Here is a 15,614-nt window from a genome sequence, read left to right as displayed (position 1 = left end):
ATTTCCTAATTTGTTCCAACTAACCAAGGCATTTTTGCTAAACGCTCAGCCTCAAAGGCTTTAATCTTATCCGCCTGACGCAAGGTTAAGCCAATATCATCAAAGCCATTTAATAAACAGTAACGACGGAATGGTTCCACATCAAAAGTGATTTCACGTCCTACTGGTGTAATAATAACCTGTTTTTCCAAGTCTATTGTTAGACTATACCCCTCTGTTGCATATACTTCATCAAAAAGCTCAGAAACCGTCTCCTCAGGCAAACGAATAGGCAACAAACCATTTTTAAAGCTATTGTTAAAGAAAATATCTGCAAAAGATGGCGCAATAATGACTCTAAAACCATATTGCACCAAAGCCCAAGGGGCATGCTCACGACTAGAACCGCAACCAAAATTTTTACGAGCAAGTAACACCGAAGCCCCCTGATAACGAGGTTGATTCAACACAAAATCAGGATTTAACGGACGCTTGCTGTTGTCCATGCCAGGTTCGCCGTGATCAAGATAACGTAACTCATCAAATAGGTTAGGACCAAAACCAGTACGTTTAATTGACTTTAAAAATTGTTTTGGAATAATTAAATCAGTATCCACATTCTCACGGTCTAGTGGTGCAACTAATCCCTTGTGCACTGTAAATGCTTGCATCTTTTTCCCCCTTAGAAGTTTCTTACATCAACAAAATGACCTGCAATAGCGGCAGATGCTGCCATCGCTGGGCTGACTAGATGAGTGCGTCCACCTTGACCTTGACGCCCTTCAAAGTTACGGTTGGATGTAGAAGCACAACGCTCTCCTGGCTCCAAACGATCAGCATTCATTGCTAGACACATAGAGCAACCAGGTTCACGCCATTCAAAACCAGCCTCAATAAAAATCTTATCTAAGCCTTCTTTTTCCGCTTGTGCTTTTACCAAACCAGAACCAGGTACGATAAGTGCTTGCTTCACATTTGCTGCTACCTTTCTTCCCTTGATAACGGAAGCTGCTTCTCGCAAATCCTCGATACGCGAGTTGGTACAAGAACCGATAAAGACTTTATCAATACTAATCGTATTGATAGGAGTGCCTGCCGTTAGACCCATATAGGACAAGGCGCGTTCTATACCACTACGTTTCACAGGGTCTTGCTCATCTGCTGGATTAGGCACAACATCCTCAATACTTAGCACCATCTCAGGTGAAGTTCCCCAAGTCACTTGAGGTTTAATATCTGCTGCATTAACTTCAACCACTGTATCGAAATGCGCCCCTTCATCAGAATGCAAAGTACGCCAGTATTCCACCGCTTGATTCCACGCTTCACCTTTAGGAGCATAAGGACGACCTTTAAAATACTCAATCGTCTTATCATCTACTGCCACCAAGCCAGAGCGAGCCCCCGCTTCAATCGCCATATTACAGACCGTCAAACGACCTTCCACTGACAAATCACGGATAGTGCTACCCGCAAACTCAATGGCACAGCCAGTACCACCTGCCGTACCAATCACACCGATTACGTGCAATACAATATCTTTAGCCGTACAACCAACAGGAAGCTTACCCTCCACCTTGACGAGCATATTCTTATTTTTCTTCATCAAAAGCGTTTGTGTCGCTAACACATGTTCTACTTCTGACGTACCGATACCAAAAGCCAACGCACCAATGGCGCCATGCGTACTTGTATGCGAATCACCACAAACTACAGTCATACCTGGCAATGTCGCCCCTTGCTCTGGACCAACCACATGCACAATCCCTTGACGAATGTCGTCCATACGAAACTCTGTAATCTTGTACTCTGCACAGTTTTTATCTAATGTATCTACTTGCAATTTAGATATGGGATCATCAATGCCTTGTGCACGATTAGTGGTAGGCACATTGTGATCAGCTACTGCCAAATTAGCACTTAAGCGCCAAGGTTGACGATTAGCCATTGCCAATCCCTCAAAGGCCTGAGGACTGGTGACTTCATGCAATAACTGACGGTCAATATAGATTAAACAGGTACCATCCTCTTCCTGGCTCACCACATGAGCCTCCCAAAGTTTATCGTAAAGCGTTTTTGCCATGTCTTTCTCCGACTGAAAAAAGTAATGATGCGTCTATTATCAAGGTTTTTATTTTTTTAACAAGCCTAGCAATTATACTAGTACTCATACTACTATGTTTTTTATAGACAATAAAAAAGCCACTAAACAAGTAGTGGCTAAAAGAATTCTGGTAGGCGATACTGGAGTCGAACCAGCGACCTCTACGATGTCAACGTAGCGCTCTAACCAACTGAGCTAACCGCCTAAAAAAGTGAAATTATATAGGAACGATTTATTTTTTGTCAACGATTTTTATGTACAAGAATCGACTGAATATGTATTGACCTAATGCTTGGTAATCTTATCCAAAAAACCCATTGCACAAGCCGACAATACAAATGTCAAATGCAGAACAACATACCAAAGCAATTTGTCATTCTCAATTTGGCGTAATTCCATAAAGACACGAAGCAAGTGAATAGAGGAAATCGCAACAATAGATGAGGCCACCTTTAGCTTGAGCGTACCTGCATCCATTGTCCCCAGCCAGTCCAGTTTTTCCTTGCCTTCATGAATATCTATCGTCGACACAAAATTTTCGTAACCGCTAAACATCACCATCACAAGCAAACCACCTACTAGCGATAAGTCAATCAGCCCTAGTATCAATAACACAAGGTCAGATTCCCCTGTCTCTAAAATATGAGGAATCGTGTGAAAGATTTCCTGAAAAAACTTAACAGTGAGCATTAATAGCGCTAGCGACAATCCTAAATAAATAGGGGCTAATAGCCAGCGTGCGGAGTACATAATATTTTCTAACCATTTTTCTGTTTTCATTGTTAAAAAATCCTTTATTGTGAAAAACCACCTATTAGAACATAATGGTACTATTCAAAACACGAAAAATTCAGTCCATTATACCAATGCGGAGCATTATAATCTCAATCATGAATGACTGTGATGACAATGCGTGGGGGGTATCTTCTTATCACAATAAGAAAAATTTACAGGCATTTATGCCTCATTCCCCTACTCACCACCACAAAAATACTCACACCAATGACATTAAGGATAGCAAGTGACACTATAGTCACTTCAAAATCCCCCATCCAGTAACCTATCAGATAGCACAAGGTATGAAGACATAAGGCAAAAATAAAATCTATTATCAATGCATTAGGGGCTAAGTTCATGGCTGGCAAGGTTTGGGATAGAAGAAAAATCAACCCTCGTCCAATGACTGTCGTAGGAATAAGTAATAAAAAATACTGTAATAGCCCAACGGCTTGCGGTGTGTGCGGTAACATGAACTCAGCAAAAGGCTCCCTAATTATATACAAAACCACAGCAATACCAGCTTGCCATACCACCATTAAAAATACCGCCGTGTGAAGATATTGTTTAATAGTGGTTCTATCATTCTGCTGAAAATACTTACTCACTGCGACGCTCGTCGCAATACCTATGGCAAAAATTGGTGTCATTAGTAAAGGTTGCACTTTTGCAATCACCCCCATCATAGCCACTTCAATCTCCCCTAACTTTGACATATAGTAGGTTGAAATCAACACAGATACAGGCCAAAACATAGATGAAGTTGCCGTCACCAATGCCATTTTGAAAAGTTGAAAGACGCTTTTCAGCTGGCTTATATACAGCAGTGAGTCGGGAAGCGTTGATGCTTGTCGTTTGTTATCTTTTGATATTTGTGAATGATAGTCAGATGATAATGAATAAGACCTTTCTATATTTTGCTCTTTGCAGGGCAGGCATTGTCTTTCTAAAACTGAATATCCTGTTTTTTGTCTAATCTGTCTAAAAAACAAACCGATAGCACAAAGCTGAGCTAATACTGTGCCATATACCGCTCCTGCAATCCCCATACCTATAGGGGGAAACATCAATATTGGCGAAAAAATAGCATTTAACACACATGAAACAATGATGATACTGGTTTGTTGACGATAGAGTTCAAACCCTCTCATCATTGCCGCCCCAGACGTGAATAACAAGGTTGAAAAATAGGTTGCCATCCATGTTCCAAAATACACCCAAGCCTGCTCAACCACCTCGGTGTTGCCTGAAAATCCCTCTATCATGGCGTGTAACAACCCACTATAGATAGCCCATGCCAGCAACGATAATACCGCAATCCCTATTAACATCGGCTGAACGACTTGCTGACGAAAAGTACTTTCCGCTTGATACCTTGCAGTAAAAATAGAAATGGCCAGTGCAAATCCACTTGCTACCGTGTTAAACAACCACATAAAAGGGCTTGCAATCCCTGCGGCGGTTAATTCATGCGTTCCTAATAAAGCAATGAAATAAATGTCGACGACCCCATAAATAGAGGTTGCCGCCCATGACAACATGACCGCCATAGCTTGCTTATTTAAAGTCCCCAATGGCGAATAAGATAGTCTCATCGTTTTAGCCCCTCTTCCTTTATTCTCAGGCACAATTATTTATTGTCTTTTATCTCATTCCTATTTTAAAATTAAAATTCTTTAAAAACACTGTTGAGATTGATTTTTCTCTATGTTCTACCTTTTATTAGCTTCATTCTTTTGGGGAACGTCGTTTATCGCTGGTAAATATGCCTATACTATGGCTGATCCCTCATTAATTGTTTTGTTTCGCTTGATTATTGCCAGCCTTATCACCTTACCGCTCACATGGCGATATTTGCAGCAGCAAACATCATCACAGACAGCTTCAATCTCTTGGAAAAAAATTGCGTTTCTTGGCTTTCTTACCTATCCAGTCACCTTTTTATTTCAATTTCTTGGATTAAGTCTCACCTCTGCCAGTAGTGCGGCAACGGTCATTGGGATAGAACCGCTTATTGTTGCCATATCAGGAGCAATTTTCTTTAAAGATAAACTTTCTCCTAGCATCCTCCTACTAGGTGTGATGGCATTTGTAGGAGTAGCATTGGTCGTAACACATGATCAAGGTGGAACGGTCTCTTTATGGGGATGTACACTCGTTTTTTTCTCTACGATTGCAGTAGCCTTTTGGTTACGCCTTTCTCAACAAATTCTCCAAAAAATGGATGCTAAAGTTTTTACCGCCCTATCCATTCAGTTAGGTACATTGGTCGGTCTCCCTATCATGTTATTAGCCACACAAGATTGGCATATTCATTATACAGCTGAAGGGATGGCTGCCATTCTTTACCTAGGAATTGGATGTAGCCTTGTCGCTAGCTGGTGCTGGAACAAAGGACTAGGAAAAACATCAGCCAATATTAGCGGTATATTCCTTGCCCTAGAACCAGTGTTTGGGGTGTTATTAGCTGTTATACTTCTTGGCGAAACCCTCAGCCTAACAGCGATTATTGGCGTGGTTTTGGTGATTAGTGCAGCAGGGATTTGTATCCTGTTGCCTGACCAATCGCAGGCGGTGTAGAGGATTAAGCGAACAAGGGTTAATAATTTTTTATCTAACTAATCATACCTAGTTTTTTGATAGCCTCTAACAACTCATCTGCCGTCTGAATACATGACAACGCCTCATCTTTTTCCGCAAAATCACCTGAATAATCAGAAATAAGACGATACTCGTATGCTCGACCAATTTTTTTTGAAAAACTCTGGTCTATTAAATTTTCTTTAATAAGGAATTGAAAAAACGCACTAATCAGCCCACTGTGAGTACGATTAGAGGCAGCTTCTGGATTATTGGAAAGTAACAATCCGCACCGTATCGTATGTAAGATAGAATAATAGGCTCTGTTCACTGCTGAATCGTACTCACCAACATCAAAGCTAAGGTGAGCTATTTTAAGACAGTCTTGCGATTTCTTAAATTCTATCTTTAATGCATCCATACCGAAACACCATCTTTTTTCACATTATCAATAAACCATTTTTGCTGTAATGTGCGAGGATTTTCCCATTCATGTCGCAAAACAGTAAAAGGACTCACCAGTATAAAATGCTTTAACAACAAATCTGTGCCTATATCTGTAATTGCTAGCATCTTGGTACGTCTAGGGTCAGTTTCATCATTTAGAATCACAGCTATATCTAAATCACTATCAGGTCTAAAATCTCCTCTAGCTCGACTCCCATAGACAATGACATCGTGGATATTGAATTTTCCTCGGATATTTTCCACAAATTCCCGTGCAATTTTTTCTGAAAAAGAGTCCATTGCCATCTCCTTATTAAGATTTTCTCCTATTATAACAAGCCAAAAAGATATTTTTCATAAGTGGTCTTTCAGCTAATCCTGTACTAAAAAAGCGACAATACCAGTGCAATAGCATGCCATTACAACACAAAATATTACCCCCCAGAATATTCATTAAGCAAACAAAGGTTTAATATTAAAGTGAGCGTGTTGCTGTACCTGCCACAAGTCATAATTTGCTTGCATAGTTAGCCAAAACTCTGGGGTGTTATTCAATAATTGACCTAGCCTTAACGCCATTTCAGGCGAGATAGCGGACTTCCCATTCAAAACACGCGATAGCGCTACACGCGAAACATCTAGTCGTTGTGCCACCTCTGTGACACTAAAACCATCAATGTACTCCCTTAATACTTCACCGGGGTGAACGGGATTATACATACTCATCATTTTCCCCCTATTCCCCTACGCTCCAAGCCAACACCTAGCACCATCAACCCAAGAGGATAGATGATTAACCAACCAAAACCTTGCATTAAAAACACCCAACTGAGTCCAGCGATAATACCGATCGCTTTTTGCCACCATGTTTTTACTTCTCGCCAATAAGCAACAACAGCACCGCCGTAAAGAATAATAAACCCTTGTGTTGTCAGCAAAAAAGCATAATGTACTTCGATTTTAAAATACCATAAACACGCAATAACGACAGTATACAGTCCTAACAAAGCGATTAGCATAGATACAGGAATGCCCTGTCGATTGACAACACTTAATTTTTTAGGCAACAAGCCTAATTTGGCTGCCGAAAAAAAAGCCCTAGAGCTACCAAAAACCCAAGCATTCGCATTGGCGACTAATATGCCAACCATCACGACAAGAACCACACGCCCGACGATACCAACAGGAAGCAAGGACACAATCCCGTTCAACCCGGACACATCCAGTCCTTGTTGTGCCCCTGCAAACACTGCCAAAGCAAATAGCAAATAAATGATTGAAACAACACCAAAACTCAACCAGAAAATCAGAGGAATATTTCGCTGAGGGTTTTCTATTTCTTCAAAGCCAAAGGTCATATTCTCCCAACCCTGAAAAGCCCAAAAGACAATTGACATTGCCAACCATAATTGAGGTAGAGGTATGGCTATCACTTGACTCCAATAGATGCTATCCGTTGCTTGCGTAATCGATGGCAAAGAACGAATACAAATATAGACCACCACTCCCAGCACCAGCACAACCACTACTTTATTGATAGTGCCTAGCTTTTCGACCCCTCTGATGTTGATTAAAGTCGTCATCACTGCCAATATCAACGCACAAGGAACAGTCCATTTTGCCGTATCTACCTCAAGCAATGCCGCCATATAACTTCCTCCCACGAGGAAAAAAGCAGGCATACCAACAGCCAATGTACCGCAGGTAATCATCATGATACCTGCTCGACTCCACTCCCCCAAACCTTTACTCGCATACAATGAAATACCTTCAGAGGAAGGATAACGACTACCCAACCAAGAGAACACATAAATAAGAGCAGGCATGAATAACACAACCGCTCCCCAACCCAGTAAAGCGGTAAGCGTATCAGTGGTTTGAATTGCTAACCCCGGTAACCCAAACAGCCCTGATCCCACCACCATGGAAATAGCAATAGCCACACCGTTGAGTAAGGTAATCTTAGGCTTTAGCATAGCGTCTCCTCTACTCATTATATTTTTTTGAGATTAAAAATTTCTCTGTACGATGATGAGCCAGAATAGGTACCTATCTAGTCCTACTATCAAAAATAGATATTAAAAACCACCACTACCTAGTTTTTTTATAAAAATACAATAGTTCCCCAAGAAAAACACTTGCACATATTCCTTGTATAGCGCCGAAAATAATGGCGAATGAAAAATCATCAGTAAGAGATGGATGTTTAATCACCAAAAACACATTTAAAACGTATTTAACCAAGAAGATCAAGATAACAGATACCAGCGTAAATCCATTACCTGATATAAAAAGCCTACGCTCCGAGCGATGATAGACAACTCTTATCCCCATTGAAATCAAAATTTTCTCAACGATAAGCACACCCACCACCAGGAAAATAAAGTTGGCAATCATCGCTGAAAGCAACAACTCTCCACTATACATTGAAATAATAGAAAAGAAAGATAGGAAAGAAAATATGATAGGAAGTGGCATAACTCGATAGACAGGGATTGTTCTATCTTTTAAGGAAAGACTTCCGATGACTAACAAAAAAATCAATAGACCCCAAACCCAATATGGCGTATGAGTAATAATGTCTAGCATGCTCCAATTCTCCTACCGAAATAAATAGCTATTGTAATGGATTTAAAAGATTTCACTATTAGGAATTTCACGCTATATTCAGCAAGGAGTAGTTGCTGTAAAATGCACTTTTTATGGTTTGCTTTCTATGGTTACGATTTTTTAGCTAAAGTCTATCCTAAACTTGACACTTAATCGTTTGATTATAGTTAAAGACAAAGTACAATGAAGTTAAGCGCTATAGTGTCTTTAATGGTACAATTAAAAGTATATTTAATAACCTCAACGAGGAGTCTATTTTGATTACTCCATTACATGCTGAATTTACTGCTAGTATTAGCGATTTTAAAAAAGCACCGATGCAAACTATCAAAGAAGCAGATGGTGAAGTAGTCGCTGTGTTAAATCGTAACAAACCCGCTTTTTATTGTATACCTGCTTATAAATATGCAGAACTTATTGAACGCTTGGAGGATTTAGAACTCAATGCAATTGCAGATAAACGTAAAAATGAAAAGCGCATCAAGGTATCTTTAGATGACCTATAATCTCGTTTTTACGCAATCCGCACAAAAAGAATGGCAAAGCCTAGACAATACAGTAAAGACAGCTTTTAAGAAAAAACTTACTAAGGTACTAGAAATGCCTCATATTGAGAAAAACCGATTATCTGGATATGCTGGCTTTCGGTATAAGATTAAATTACGTACTGTTGGCTATAGGCTACTTTATGAAGTCATTGATGATACCGTTACCGTTGAAGTCATTGCCATTGGTAAGCGAGATACGATTTATAACCGCTGAATAAATCTAAAAGAGTATTCTAGTATGACTGATTTTTGGTATCTTGCAATAATGTAGACAATCGTCTACAATCATAGCATTAATAATATACCCTCTAAGAGGAGACATACTCTGATTACTTTAAAAAGTACAGATTTATTTGATGAATGGTTTAAGCATTTAAAAGACTATTCTGCAAGACAGAAAATTGCTGTTCGATTAGATAGAGTTGTGTATGGGAATTTTGGTGACCATAAACGCCTGAATGAGTATCTTTGGGAACTGCGTATCCGAGAAGGTAAAGGGTATCGAGTTTACTACACACTCATCGGTGATACAGTCTGTTTTCTATTAGCTGGCGGTCACAAAGGAACCCAATCGAAAGATATTAAATTAGCGACTCAAATAGCTGAAGACTTAATCAAGGAACATATCAATGAATGCCACTAAGAAATACGGTGTGAAGTCTTGGGACTTAGCAAATTTTTTATACTCTGAACGTCTTATACAAGGGTATCTGGCAGAAGCGCTAAAAGCATCCATAGAAGACAATAATCCCAGTCTATTTATTGATGCCCTCAGTACTGCAGCACGAGCATACGGGATGCACAATCTTGCCGAGGCAACTGGACTTGATCGTGCGGGCTTATATAGAGCTTTACGTTCAGGTTCTAAACCTCAATTTGCAACCATCATCAAAATTGCTCATGCACTTAAAGTCGACTTAACCTCTCTTGCAGGCTAGCGACAAGCATTATGCTTTTAAACCCTACACAATCATAGAATGATTGAATTACGTTGCTGATAACTACTTTCAAGCTAAAATCGCCCTTCCCATTGTATAAATCGCATATAACGCCACCAACAATAAAATACTGCCAGAGGCTTTGCTAATCACATTTACCGTACGATTATTGTTGATTTTGGAAAAAATAAAGGAGTAACAAGACAAAATACTATAGTCTAACGCCACCCACACCATCACAAGCACCAACATAGACACGCCAACATTATTAGGATAAACACCCAAAAACATAGGGAAAAAGGCAATAAAGAACAAAATATCTTTCGGATTAGAAATACCAATCAGAAAACCATCACGGAAATGACGACGAGTGACTTTACCCGCATTTTCGCTAATGGTTTGTTGAATGTTTGCCTTATCTCTCAAAATACCAATAGCAAAATACAATAAGTACAATGAACCCACCAGAGTAAGCCAACTCAAAGCCACTTCACTTACGGAAAATACCCCCTGAATAATGGCAAAAGACACAGCAATCAGAATAAGAGAGGCGGTACTTGTTCCCATCACCGTTTTTACCCCCGCCCAAAAACCGTCTTTAATACTCGCACTCACCACTAATACGGTCACAGGACCAGGCGTACCTAAAAAAAGCACAATGGAAAGCACATAGGTGGCAAGTAACGAGTAGTTCATTAGTGTTGTCTCCAAAATTCCATTTATATTCGTATTATTTTAAATGAAATTTTTTAAGTTACTCAATCGAACAACTCTAACATCCTTATCGTTACTTGGAGAATTCACTTTTTCTCTTTTCCTTGTAATGTTATGAAATGGGCGAGAACACTCGCTACTATAACTACACACCCAACAAAAGTCATACTAGACCATGCCAAACGTGCATCGAATTTTTGGAAAAACAATGTTACCAGAGGAGAAAAAGATAATAGAACAGAGACTGTAAGGGGCGAAGATAAAATAATTCCCTTTTGTAATACCCACAAAGGAATCAATACGCCCACAATAGAAATAAGCGTAATTGGTAAAACATTATTGGTGTTATTCACTAATAATACATCATTATGCCAAGCTAACATTCCGACAATCAACACTAATAAATAAAACCGATGTGCCATAATTTGGCTTGCATTCCAACCTTGAGCAGCTAACCCTTTTGTCGACAGCGTAGTCATCACTTGACCCAATCCACCAATAAAAGCGGACAATAAGCCAATTGCAATACTTATGAGTGATATTTTTTCTAACCCACTGCTAGAGAAGGAGCTCCACACCAGCAAGACCGTTCCTAACAACATTCCCACAGCGACAAAAAAACTCCTCTTTTCCCATACTTTTGTAGACAAAAAGTTTTTAATCACAATGAACATAGGACCAATACATCCCATCAATGCACTAACAATTGCTGGCTCGATATATCGTAATGCATAATAATAGCCAATCCAACTTACACTACTTGCCACATTAAGAGATAACAAATTTCTGGTAGAAAATGTAGGTACACGAAGGGAACTCTTACCCATTGTCACTCGTAATCGTACTTGAAAGAAAATAATAACAACTAAAAAACTCCAAAAGAGTAAAGTAAATGGATGTACCTGTTGTAGCAACCAACCCGAAAGTACTGCATTAACGTTGGATATAATTAAAAATAACAGAACACATAATACGCCCAATAATGTATCACTCATGTTGCCTCCACTACCAACAATTACTCAAGCTCTATCGTTATAGAGGCAAACAAAGATTCAGCCAACTCAATAGCTTGCTCTTGTGAATCACCTACAACGCCTAAATAGCCAAAAATATCATTTCCTTCAGGAGGTCTTCGATGAAAATCTCCTTCTTTTGCTAATATACCCAAATTAAAAACATTAGGATGGCTCCTCACAAATTCAGGAATATGAATTCGCTTAATTATCCCTTGCTGGCAAAGCATAGTTAAACCCACAGCTACCTTTCCTGTTTTACTTAAAGGTTTTTCTTGAACATAAGTGTTTGTCGCCACACAGTAGGCGGTCTTAATGGGACAGTAACCATAGCTTAGCTGAGCCATTTTATAAAGACTACCTCCACCAACCCTTGCCGCGATTTCCACAATATACGGTTTATCGTGGTGGAACCTAAACTCTGCATGAACAACACCATGAGTAATACCCTGAGCCGTAACCCCAGCCTGTAAGGCTTCTTGTAACAATGCAATTTTTGATGAAGACAAAAGCGATGGTGTTCTATAAAGATCATTATCAAAAGTATCTAATTCGATAGATATACGATCTGCTATAGAACCGATATGAGCCACACCATTTTTTACCCATGCTTCAACACAGTGTTCACTTCCTGACAGAAATTCCTCTATAAGCATACTATTAGGACCCAGCAAAATAGTTTGGGCATCATGCTGACAATAAGAATACCGCTGATTAGCTTCCCATGCTTTAGGGAAAATATCTCTCAGTTTTTTTTCGTCATGAATTAAATAAGTATGCTCTGCGTTACCGCCAAGAGTCGGTTTTAATATGACAGGATAGCCAATAAGTGAGGCTGCCGCCACTGCCTGATCTAATGTATCACAACATTGAAAATGAGGGTGGGGTGCCGAGTATTTCTGGTGAGCTAAACGCATATAGAATTTATTGCGACTCTTCTGAGCTGCATCAACAGACAAACCAGGAAGCTCCAACTCCTGACTAATAGCCGCTGCAGATATCACAGAAGCCTCATCTGTAGTAATTACAGCATCAAATCCTATTTGTTCGTGCCATAATTTGGCTACTTTTATGGCTTCTTCTAAAGTTTGCTCTGAAAAATAACGAATTCCCGCAAACATAGGGTAGGTGGAAGGATTATTTTTAGATGTGAGGTGATAGATTTCAGCACCATTTTCCCGAAAAATATCATACCGTCCAAAGAACACTTCTCCTCGTGAATTGACCTCAATATTAAGCAGCTTCATCATCTTTCTCCAACATAGTAATAAGATCAGAAATGTGAGGAAGGAATTCGTCTTTTGAGATACGATATGTCTCTAGGTGTGAGGGCTGAAACTTACCGCTTCCTACGAGCAAAGATTTCAAGCCCGCATTTCTCGCTCCCTGAATATCTGAACTGACATCGTCTCCGATAACAAGAACCTCTTTTTTATCCAATCCCATCGAAGCAACAGCTCTTTCAAATAGGACGGGTGATGGTTTACCCATTACGACAGCAGTCTTGCCTGTTGCCTGCTCTAGCGCCATCGTGAATGCGCCACTATCCAACCACTTTGCATTATCACGAAAATAAAAAGGATTTTTGTGAAAAGTAATTAATTCAGCCCCAGACGTTAAATAATTAAAAATTCTATTCAGTAAAGAATAATTAAACTCACTATCCAAATCACCCATGACCACAAAATCAGGATTATCTTGTGTTTTGTTTACTCCTGAGAAAAGAGGCAATAGCTTTTCTGGGATAGCTAAAAATACGGTTTTATCACAATGATTATTCAGATACTCTATGCACACAGAGACAGCGGTCTGGATTTCTTCGGGATCAATATTAAATCCCATACTGCCTAACATATGACTAAGCTCAACAGGGGACTTGCTGGTCATATTGGAAATCAACCTTAACTGACACCCCTTTTCCTTTAAACTGGATACAGTCTCCAATGCCCCCGGTAGTGCTTTTTGATTTAACACCAGTGTGCCATCAATATCAAATATAATTCCTTTGATGCTTTTCATAAGTCACCTGCCATTTGTGATTGTGATAAAGTGGTAGCTAATGCATTGAAATTATTTAATATTCGTATTATTATTTTTTTTTTTTTTTTTAATTTAAGTCAAGTTCTATTCACTAGTAAAAATACCATATTCAGAAAAAACATTGCCAGATAGAATAAAATAGCAGACTTACCTTGATTATCAAATCCCATACACAGGCACACTTTTGCATCAAGAAGTCTTCACTTCGTCGCAGAGCTCCTCTGAAATTTCAGTTTACAGGAAATTTCATCGTCCTATCAGTGATTTTTTGGGGGAGAGAGGTCACTTCAATTGGATAGGGCTGTCTTGCTACAATACCAATTTTAACACTCAGAAACTTCCGTTGATTTGGGTAACATTGATACGGAAGGTTCTATCGAGATAAAATAATCGACTGTGTGACTATGCTTTTTTGTATATAATTAAACGTAGGCTACTTAGGGAGATAGATATGAAGCCCTCTGAAATTCTCGCCTTACATAGGGATGAAATTCTTGCTTGTTTTGCTCGTCACCCAAAATTAAGTAATTTGCGTGTGTTTGGTTCCGTTGCTCGCGGCGAAGATACAGAAAACAGTGATATTGATTTTTTAATTAACATAAAACCAGGAACGACATTAATTGATATTGGTGCATTTTGCTCAGATTTACAAGAAATTGTAGGAGATAATTTTGATTTAACGGAAGAATGCAGCTTACCAACAAGATTTAAGGAAAAGGTTTTGAGGGAGGCTGTAGTTGTATGAATCAATTAACGAACTACATAGAGAGCCTGTCCGGAATTTTGTGCAAATGGATTTTAAATACGGTCGGTAATACGCTCACCAAACATAATACTAAACTGATTTAATGCCGAACGCCAGTCTCGTATCTGCATAGTCCATTTCTTACTGGCCTACATAATAGCCAAATAGACAACCCCTATGCTACCCCCACCTTGCACTTAAAAATCTTCTGCGTATTGCAGAAAATCAAACTCTCCTTCTTTCCCTGACAATAGGTGTGCTGCATAGCTATCAATAGCTTCTGCTGGATGAGAGAGTTTTTTAATTTGCATGACATCTGTTCTTGGTACGACATACACATTACGCTCGGTGTTATGCGATGAGACAAATAGCTGGAAACCATTTTTTCCCCAGTCTCCATCTAACCGTGTATCTAGCAAACACCGTAATTCAAAGTATTTATCATCCATAAACTCTTTAATGTGATAGCTTTGGCGGAAAGGATGATTAAATTTCGCCTCTAGAAATTCAGCATATTGAGGTAATACGCGCCGTTCCTTATCTGCTAACTCCCTGATAAGTGAGCATATTGGTGATACAGAATACGTCTTTGCTGAAGGTAAAACACCTCTATGAATATCAATCGCTATTGATTCTGCCACATCCCATCCCTGAGCACGATAAAGCCAAGAATTAAGAATTGCCAAAGGAATAGTAGGGTAGTCATTCTTACCTTCCTCATAGGTATATGCCGTGTATTTAATGTAACAAACTCTATTATTGACTATTAATCCTAATTGAGTGATATCGTCAAAATTGGGGTAGGGAGACTTATGCACTGCATAGAAAAGTTTACCATTGCTCAAATAATGATAAGTACCTGGTTGCCACCGCCTAAATGGTTCTACTAAATAATCAAATAACCCATCCCCATGTTCTTGGATGAAATTGTAGGCATCAATCTCCCTTCCAAAATCATCTAACTTAATAGACTCATAAGGAATTTGATTTAAATCTGTATTGTAGCCATCCCCTAAATTAAGACAACAAGAAAGTAGAACTTTTTTGAACTTTACCGTAAACTTATTTCAAAGGAGTTTTACCATGAGCAAACGCACTAGCGAAAGTCAAATCATCAAC

General features: G+C 39.2%; 20 protein-coding genes and 1 tRNA gene. 6 read left to right on the top strand and 15 right to left on the bottom strand.

Going from position 1 to position 15,614, the window contains the following annotated elements:
• Nucleotides 1–5: 5 nt before the first annotated feature.
• From leuD to HKX40_RS01650, 5 genes are all read right to left on the bottom strand, one after another.
• Nucleotides 6–650: a 3-isopropylmalate dehydratase small subunit gene (leuD, locus tag HKX40_RS01670; protein ID WP_171587847.1), complete on the bottom strand. Its 645-nt coding sequence runs from the start codon at nt 648–650 to the stop codon at nt 6–8.
• Between the two features lie 11 nt (nt 651–661).
• The gene (leuC, locus tag HKX40_RS01665) at nt 662–2,062 is read right to left on the bottom strand and encodes a 3-isopropylmalate dehydratase large subunit (protein ID WP_171587846.1); all 1,401 of its coding nucleotides are present in this window, start codon (nt 2,060–2,062) and stop codon (nt 662–664) included.
• A gap of 149 nt (nt 2,063–2,211) precedes the next feature.
• Nucleotides 2,212–2,288, bottom strand: a tRNA-Val gene (locus HKX40_RS01660).
• An 80-nt stretch (nt 2,289–2,368) separates the two neighbouring features.
• Complete coding sequence (locus tag HKX40_RS01655) at nt 2,369–2,863, bottom strand: TIGR00645 family protein (RefSeq protein WP_171587845.1); 495 nt, start codon at nt 2,861–2,863, stop codon at nt 2,369–2,371.
• A gap of 167 nt (nt 2,864–3,030) precedes the next feature.
• Nucleotides 3,031–4,455 carry an MATE family efflux transporter gene (locus tag HKX40_RS01650; RefSeq protein ID WP_171587844.1) on the bottom strand — a complete coding sequence of 475 codons (1,425 nt, stop codon included), beginning with the start codon at nt 4,453–4,455 and terminating at the stop codon, nt 3,031–3,033.
• 112 nt (nt 4,456–4,567) lie between these two features.
• Between HKX40_RS01650 and HKX40_RS01645 the strand changes: the two genes are divergently transcribed.
• Entirely contained in the window at nt 4,568–5,440 is an 873-nt protein-coding gene (locus HKX40_RS01645; protein ID WP_171587843.1) for a DMT family transporter, read from the top strand.
• A gap of 34 nt (nt 5,441–5,474) precedes the next feature.
• On the opposite strand, the gene HKX40_RS01640 is transcribed toward HKX40_RS01645, so the two are convergent.
• The 5 genes from HKX40_RS01640 to HKX40_RS01620 all read right to left on the bottom strand — a co-directional run bounded on the left by HKX40_RS01640 (nt 5,475) and on the right by HKX40_RS01620 (nt 8,476).
• On the bottom strand, nt 5,475–5,861 hold the full coding sequence (locus HKX40_RS01640; protein WP_171587842.1) for a HEPN domain-containing protein: 387 nt from the start codon (nt 5,859–5,861) through the stop codon (nt 5,475–5,477).
• Complete coding sequence (locus HKX40_RS01635; protein WP_171587841.1) at nt 5,849–6,187, bottom strand: nucleotidyltransferase domain-containing protein; 339 nt, start codon at nt 6,185–6,187, stop codon at nt 5,849–5,851. Before HKX40_RS01635 ends, HKX40_RS01640 begins: the two co-directional genes overlap by 13 nt.
• A 153-nt stretch (nt 6,188–6,340) precedes the next feature.
• Nucleotides 6,341–6,616, bottom strand: coding sequence for a HigA family addiction module antitoxin (locus HKX40_RS01630; RefSeq protein WP_216605134.1), 276 nt, complete (start codon nt 6,614–6,616; stop codon nt 6,341–6,343).
• Entirely contained in the window at nt 6,613–7,863 is a 1,251-nt protein-coding gene (locus HKX40_RS01625) for an APC family permease (RefSeq protein ID WP_171587840.1), read from the bottom strand. The genes HKX40_RS01630 and HKX40_RS01625 overlap by 4 nt, the downstream gene beginning before the upstream one ends.
• A 115-nt stretch (nt 7,864–7,978) precedes the next feature.
• A complete protein-coding gene (locus tag HKX40_RS01620; protein WP_171587839.1) occupies nt 7,979–8,476 on the bottom strand; it encodes a DUF6622 family protein in 498 nt (165 codons plus the stop codon).
• A gap of 278 nt (nt 8,477–8,754) precedes the next feature.
• Between HKX40_RS01620 and HKX40_RS01615 the strand changes: the two genes are divergently transcribed.
• From HKX40_RS01615 to HKX40_RS01600, 4 genes are read left to right on the top strand one after another with little or no spacing between them, the layout of a single operon-like run.
• Complete coding sequence (locus HKX40_RS01615) at nt 8,755–9,003, top strand: type II toxin-antitoxin system Phd/YefM family antitoxin (protein WP_171587838.1); 249 nt, start codon at nt 8,755–8,757, stop codon at nt 9,001–9,003.
• Nucleotides 8,993–9,259: a type II toxin-antitoxin system RelE family toxin gene (locus tag HKX40_RS01610; RefSeq protein WP_171587837.1), complete on the top strand. Its 267-nt coding sequence runs from the start codon at nt 8,993–8,995 to the stop codon at nt 9,257–9,259. The genes HKX40_RS01615 and HKX40_RS01610 overlap by 11 nt, the downstream gene beginning before the upstream one ends.
• A gap of 60 nt (nt 9,260–9,319) precedes the next feature.
• A complete protein-coding gene (locus HKX40_RS01605) occupies nt 9,320–9,688 on the top strand; it encodes a type II toxin-antitoxin system RelE/ParE family toxin (protein WP_343042940.1) in 369 nt (122 codons plus the stop codon).
• Nucleotides 9,675–9,983 carry an addiction module antidote protein gene (locus HKX40_RS01600; protein ID WP_171587836.1) on the top strand — a complete coding sequence of 103 codons (309 nt, stop codon included), beginning with the start codon at nt 9,675–9,677 and terminating at the stop codon, nt 9,981–9,983. The genes HKX40_RS01605 and HKX40_RS01600 overlap by 14 nt, the downstream gene beginning before the upstream one ends.
• Before the next feature lie 69 nt (nt 9,984–10,052).
• Here HKX40_RS01600 and HKX40_RS01595 read toward each other — a convergent pair whose 3' ends face one another.
• The 4 genes from HKX40_RS01595 to HKX40_RS01580 all read right to left on the bottom strand — a co-directional run bounded on the left by HKX40_RS01595 (nt 10,053) and on the right by HKX40_RS01580 (nt 13,729).
• Nucleotides 10,053–10,679: a LysE family translocator gene (locus HKX40_RS01595; RefSeq protein ID WP_171587835.1), complete on the bottom strand. Its 627-nt coding sequence runs from the start codon at nt 10,677–10,679 to the stop codon at nt 10,053–10,055.
• A 104-nt stretch (nt 10,680–10,783) separates the two neighbouring features.
• On the bottom strand, nt 10,784–11,692 hold the full coding sequence (locus tag HKX40_RS01590) for a DMT family transporter (RefSeq protein WP_171587834.1): 909 nt from the start codon (nt 11,690–11,692) through the stop codon (nt 10,784–10,786).
• Between the two features lie 20 nt (nt 11,693–11,712).
• The gene (locus HKX40_RS01585; protein WP_171587833.1) at nt 11,713–12,960 is read right to left on the bottom strand and encodes an ATP-grasp domain-containing protein; all 1,248 of its coding nucleotides are present in this window, start codon (nt 12,958–12,960) and stop codon (nt 11,713–11,715) included.
• Complete coding sequence (locus tag HKX40_RS01580) at nt 12,944–13,729, bottom strand: HAD-IIA family hydrolase (RefSeq protein WP_171587832.1); 786 nt, start codon at nt 13,727–13,729, stop codon at nt 12,944–12,946. Before HKX40_RS01580 ends, HKX40_RS01585 begins: the two co-directional genes overlap by 17 nt.
• A gap of 472 nt (nt 13,730–14,201) precedes the next feature.
• Here HKX40_RS01580 and HKX40_RS01575 point away from each other — a divergent pair, with 472 nt between their 5' ends.
• On the top strand, nt 14,202–14,495 hold the full coding sequence (locus tag HKX40_RS01575) for a nucleotidyltransferase family protein (protein ID WP_171587831.1): 294 nt from the start codon (nt 14,202–14,204) through the stop codon (nt 14,493–14,495).
• A gap of 197 nt (nt 14,496–14,692) precedes the next feature.
• Here HKX40_RS01575 and HKX40_RS01570 read toward each other — a convergent pair whose 3' ends face one another.
• Entirely contained in the window at nt 14,693–15,181 is a 489-nt protein-coding gene (locus tag HKX40_RS01570) for a hypothetical protein (protein ID WP_171587830.1), read from the bottom strand.
• Nucleotides 15,182–15,614 lie beyond the last annotated feature (433 nt).

The sequence above is a fragment of the Pelistega europaea genome, from assembly GCF_013133775.1.
GTDB lineage: Bacteria > Pseudomonadota > Gammaproteobacteria > Burkholderiales > Burkholderiaceae_B > Taylorella > Taylorella europaea.
The sequence above is the reverse complement of the archived record's forward strand: the minus strand, read 5'-3'. Positions and strand labels throughout refer to the sequence as shown.

Coding starts and splice junctions, on each gene's coding strand:
- HKX40_RS01650 (WP_171587844.1), bottom strand. CDS start 4,455: ATGAGACTATCTTATTCGCCATTGGGGACTTTAAATAAGCAAGCTATG.
- HKX40_RS01645 (WP_171587843.1), top strand. CDS start 4,568: ATGTTCTACCTTTTATTAGCTTCATTCTTTTGGGGAACGTCGTTTATC.
- HKX40_RS01635 (WP_171587841.1), bottom strand. CDS start 6,187: ATGGACTCTTTTTCAGAAAAAATTGCACGGGAATTTGTGGAAAATATC.
- HKX40_RS01590 (WP_171587834.1), bottom strand. CDS start 11,692: ATGAGTGATACATTATTGGGCGTATTATGTGTTCTGTTATTTTTAATT.
- HKX40_RS01630 (WP_216605134.1), bottom strand. CDS start 6,616: ATGATGAGTATGTATAATCCCGTTCACCCCGGTGAAGTATTAAGGGAG.
- leuC (WP_171587846.1), bottom strand. CDS start 2,062: ATGGCAAAAACGCTTTACGATAAACTTTGGGAGGCTCATGTGGTGAGC.
- HKX40_RS01575 (WP_171587831.1), top strand. CDS start 14,202: ATGAAGCCCTCTGAAATTCTCGCCTTACATAGGGATGAAATTCTTGCT.
- HKX40_RS01610 (WP_171587837.1), top strand. CDS start 8,993: ATGACCTATAATCTCGTTTTTACGCAATCCGCACAAAAAGAATGGCAA.
- HKX40_RS01600 (WP_171587836.1), top strand. CDS start 9,675: ATGAATGCCACTAAGAAATACGGTGTGAAGTCTTGGGACTTAGCAAAT.
- HKX40_RS01620 (WP_171587839.1), bottom strand. CDS start 8,476: ATGCTAGACATTATTACTCATACGCCATATTGGGTTTGGGGTCTATTG.
- HKX40_RS01655 (WP_171587845.1), bottom strand. CDS start 2,863: ATGAAAACAGAAAAATGGTTAGAAAATATTATGTACTCCGCACGCTGG.
- HKX40_RS01585 (WP_171587833.1), bottom strand. CDS start 12,960: ATGATGAAGCTGCTTAATATTGAGGTCAATTCACGAGGAGAAGTGTTC.
- HKX40_RS01595 (WP_171587835.1), bottom strand. CDS start 10,679: ATGAACTACTCGTTACTTGCCACCTATGTGCTTTCCATTGTGCTTTTT.
- HKX40_RS01580 (WP_171587832.1), bottom strand. CDS start 13,729: ATGAAAAGCATCAAAGGAATTATATTTGATATTGATGGCACACTGGTG.
- leuD (WP_171587847.1), bottom strand. CDS start 650: ATGCAAGCATTTACAGTGCACAAGGGATTAGTTGCACCACTAGACCGT.
- HKX40_RS01625 (WP_171587840.1), bottom strand. CDS start 7,863: ATGCTAAAGCCTAAGATTACCTTACTCAACGGTGTGGCTATTGCTATT.
- HKX40_RS01640 (WP_171587842.1), bottom strand. CDS start 5,861: ATGGATGCATTAAAGATAGAATTTAAGAAATCGCAAGACTGTCTTAAA.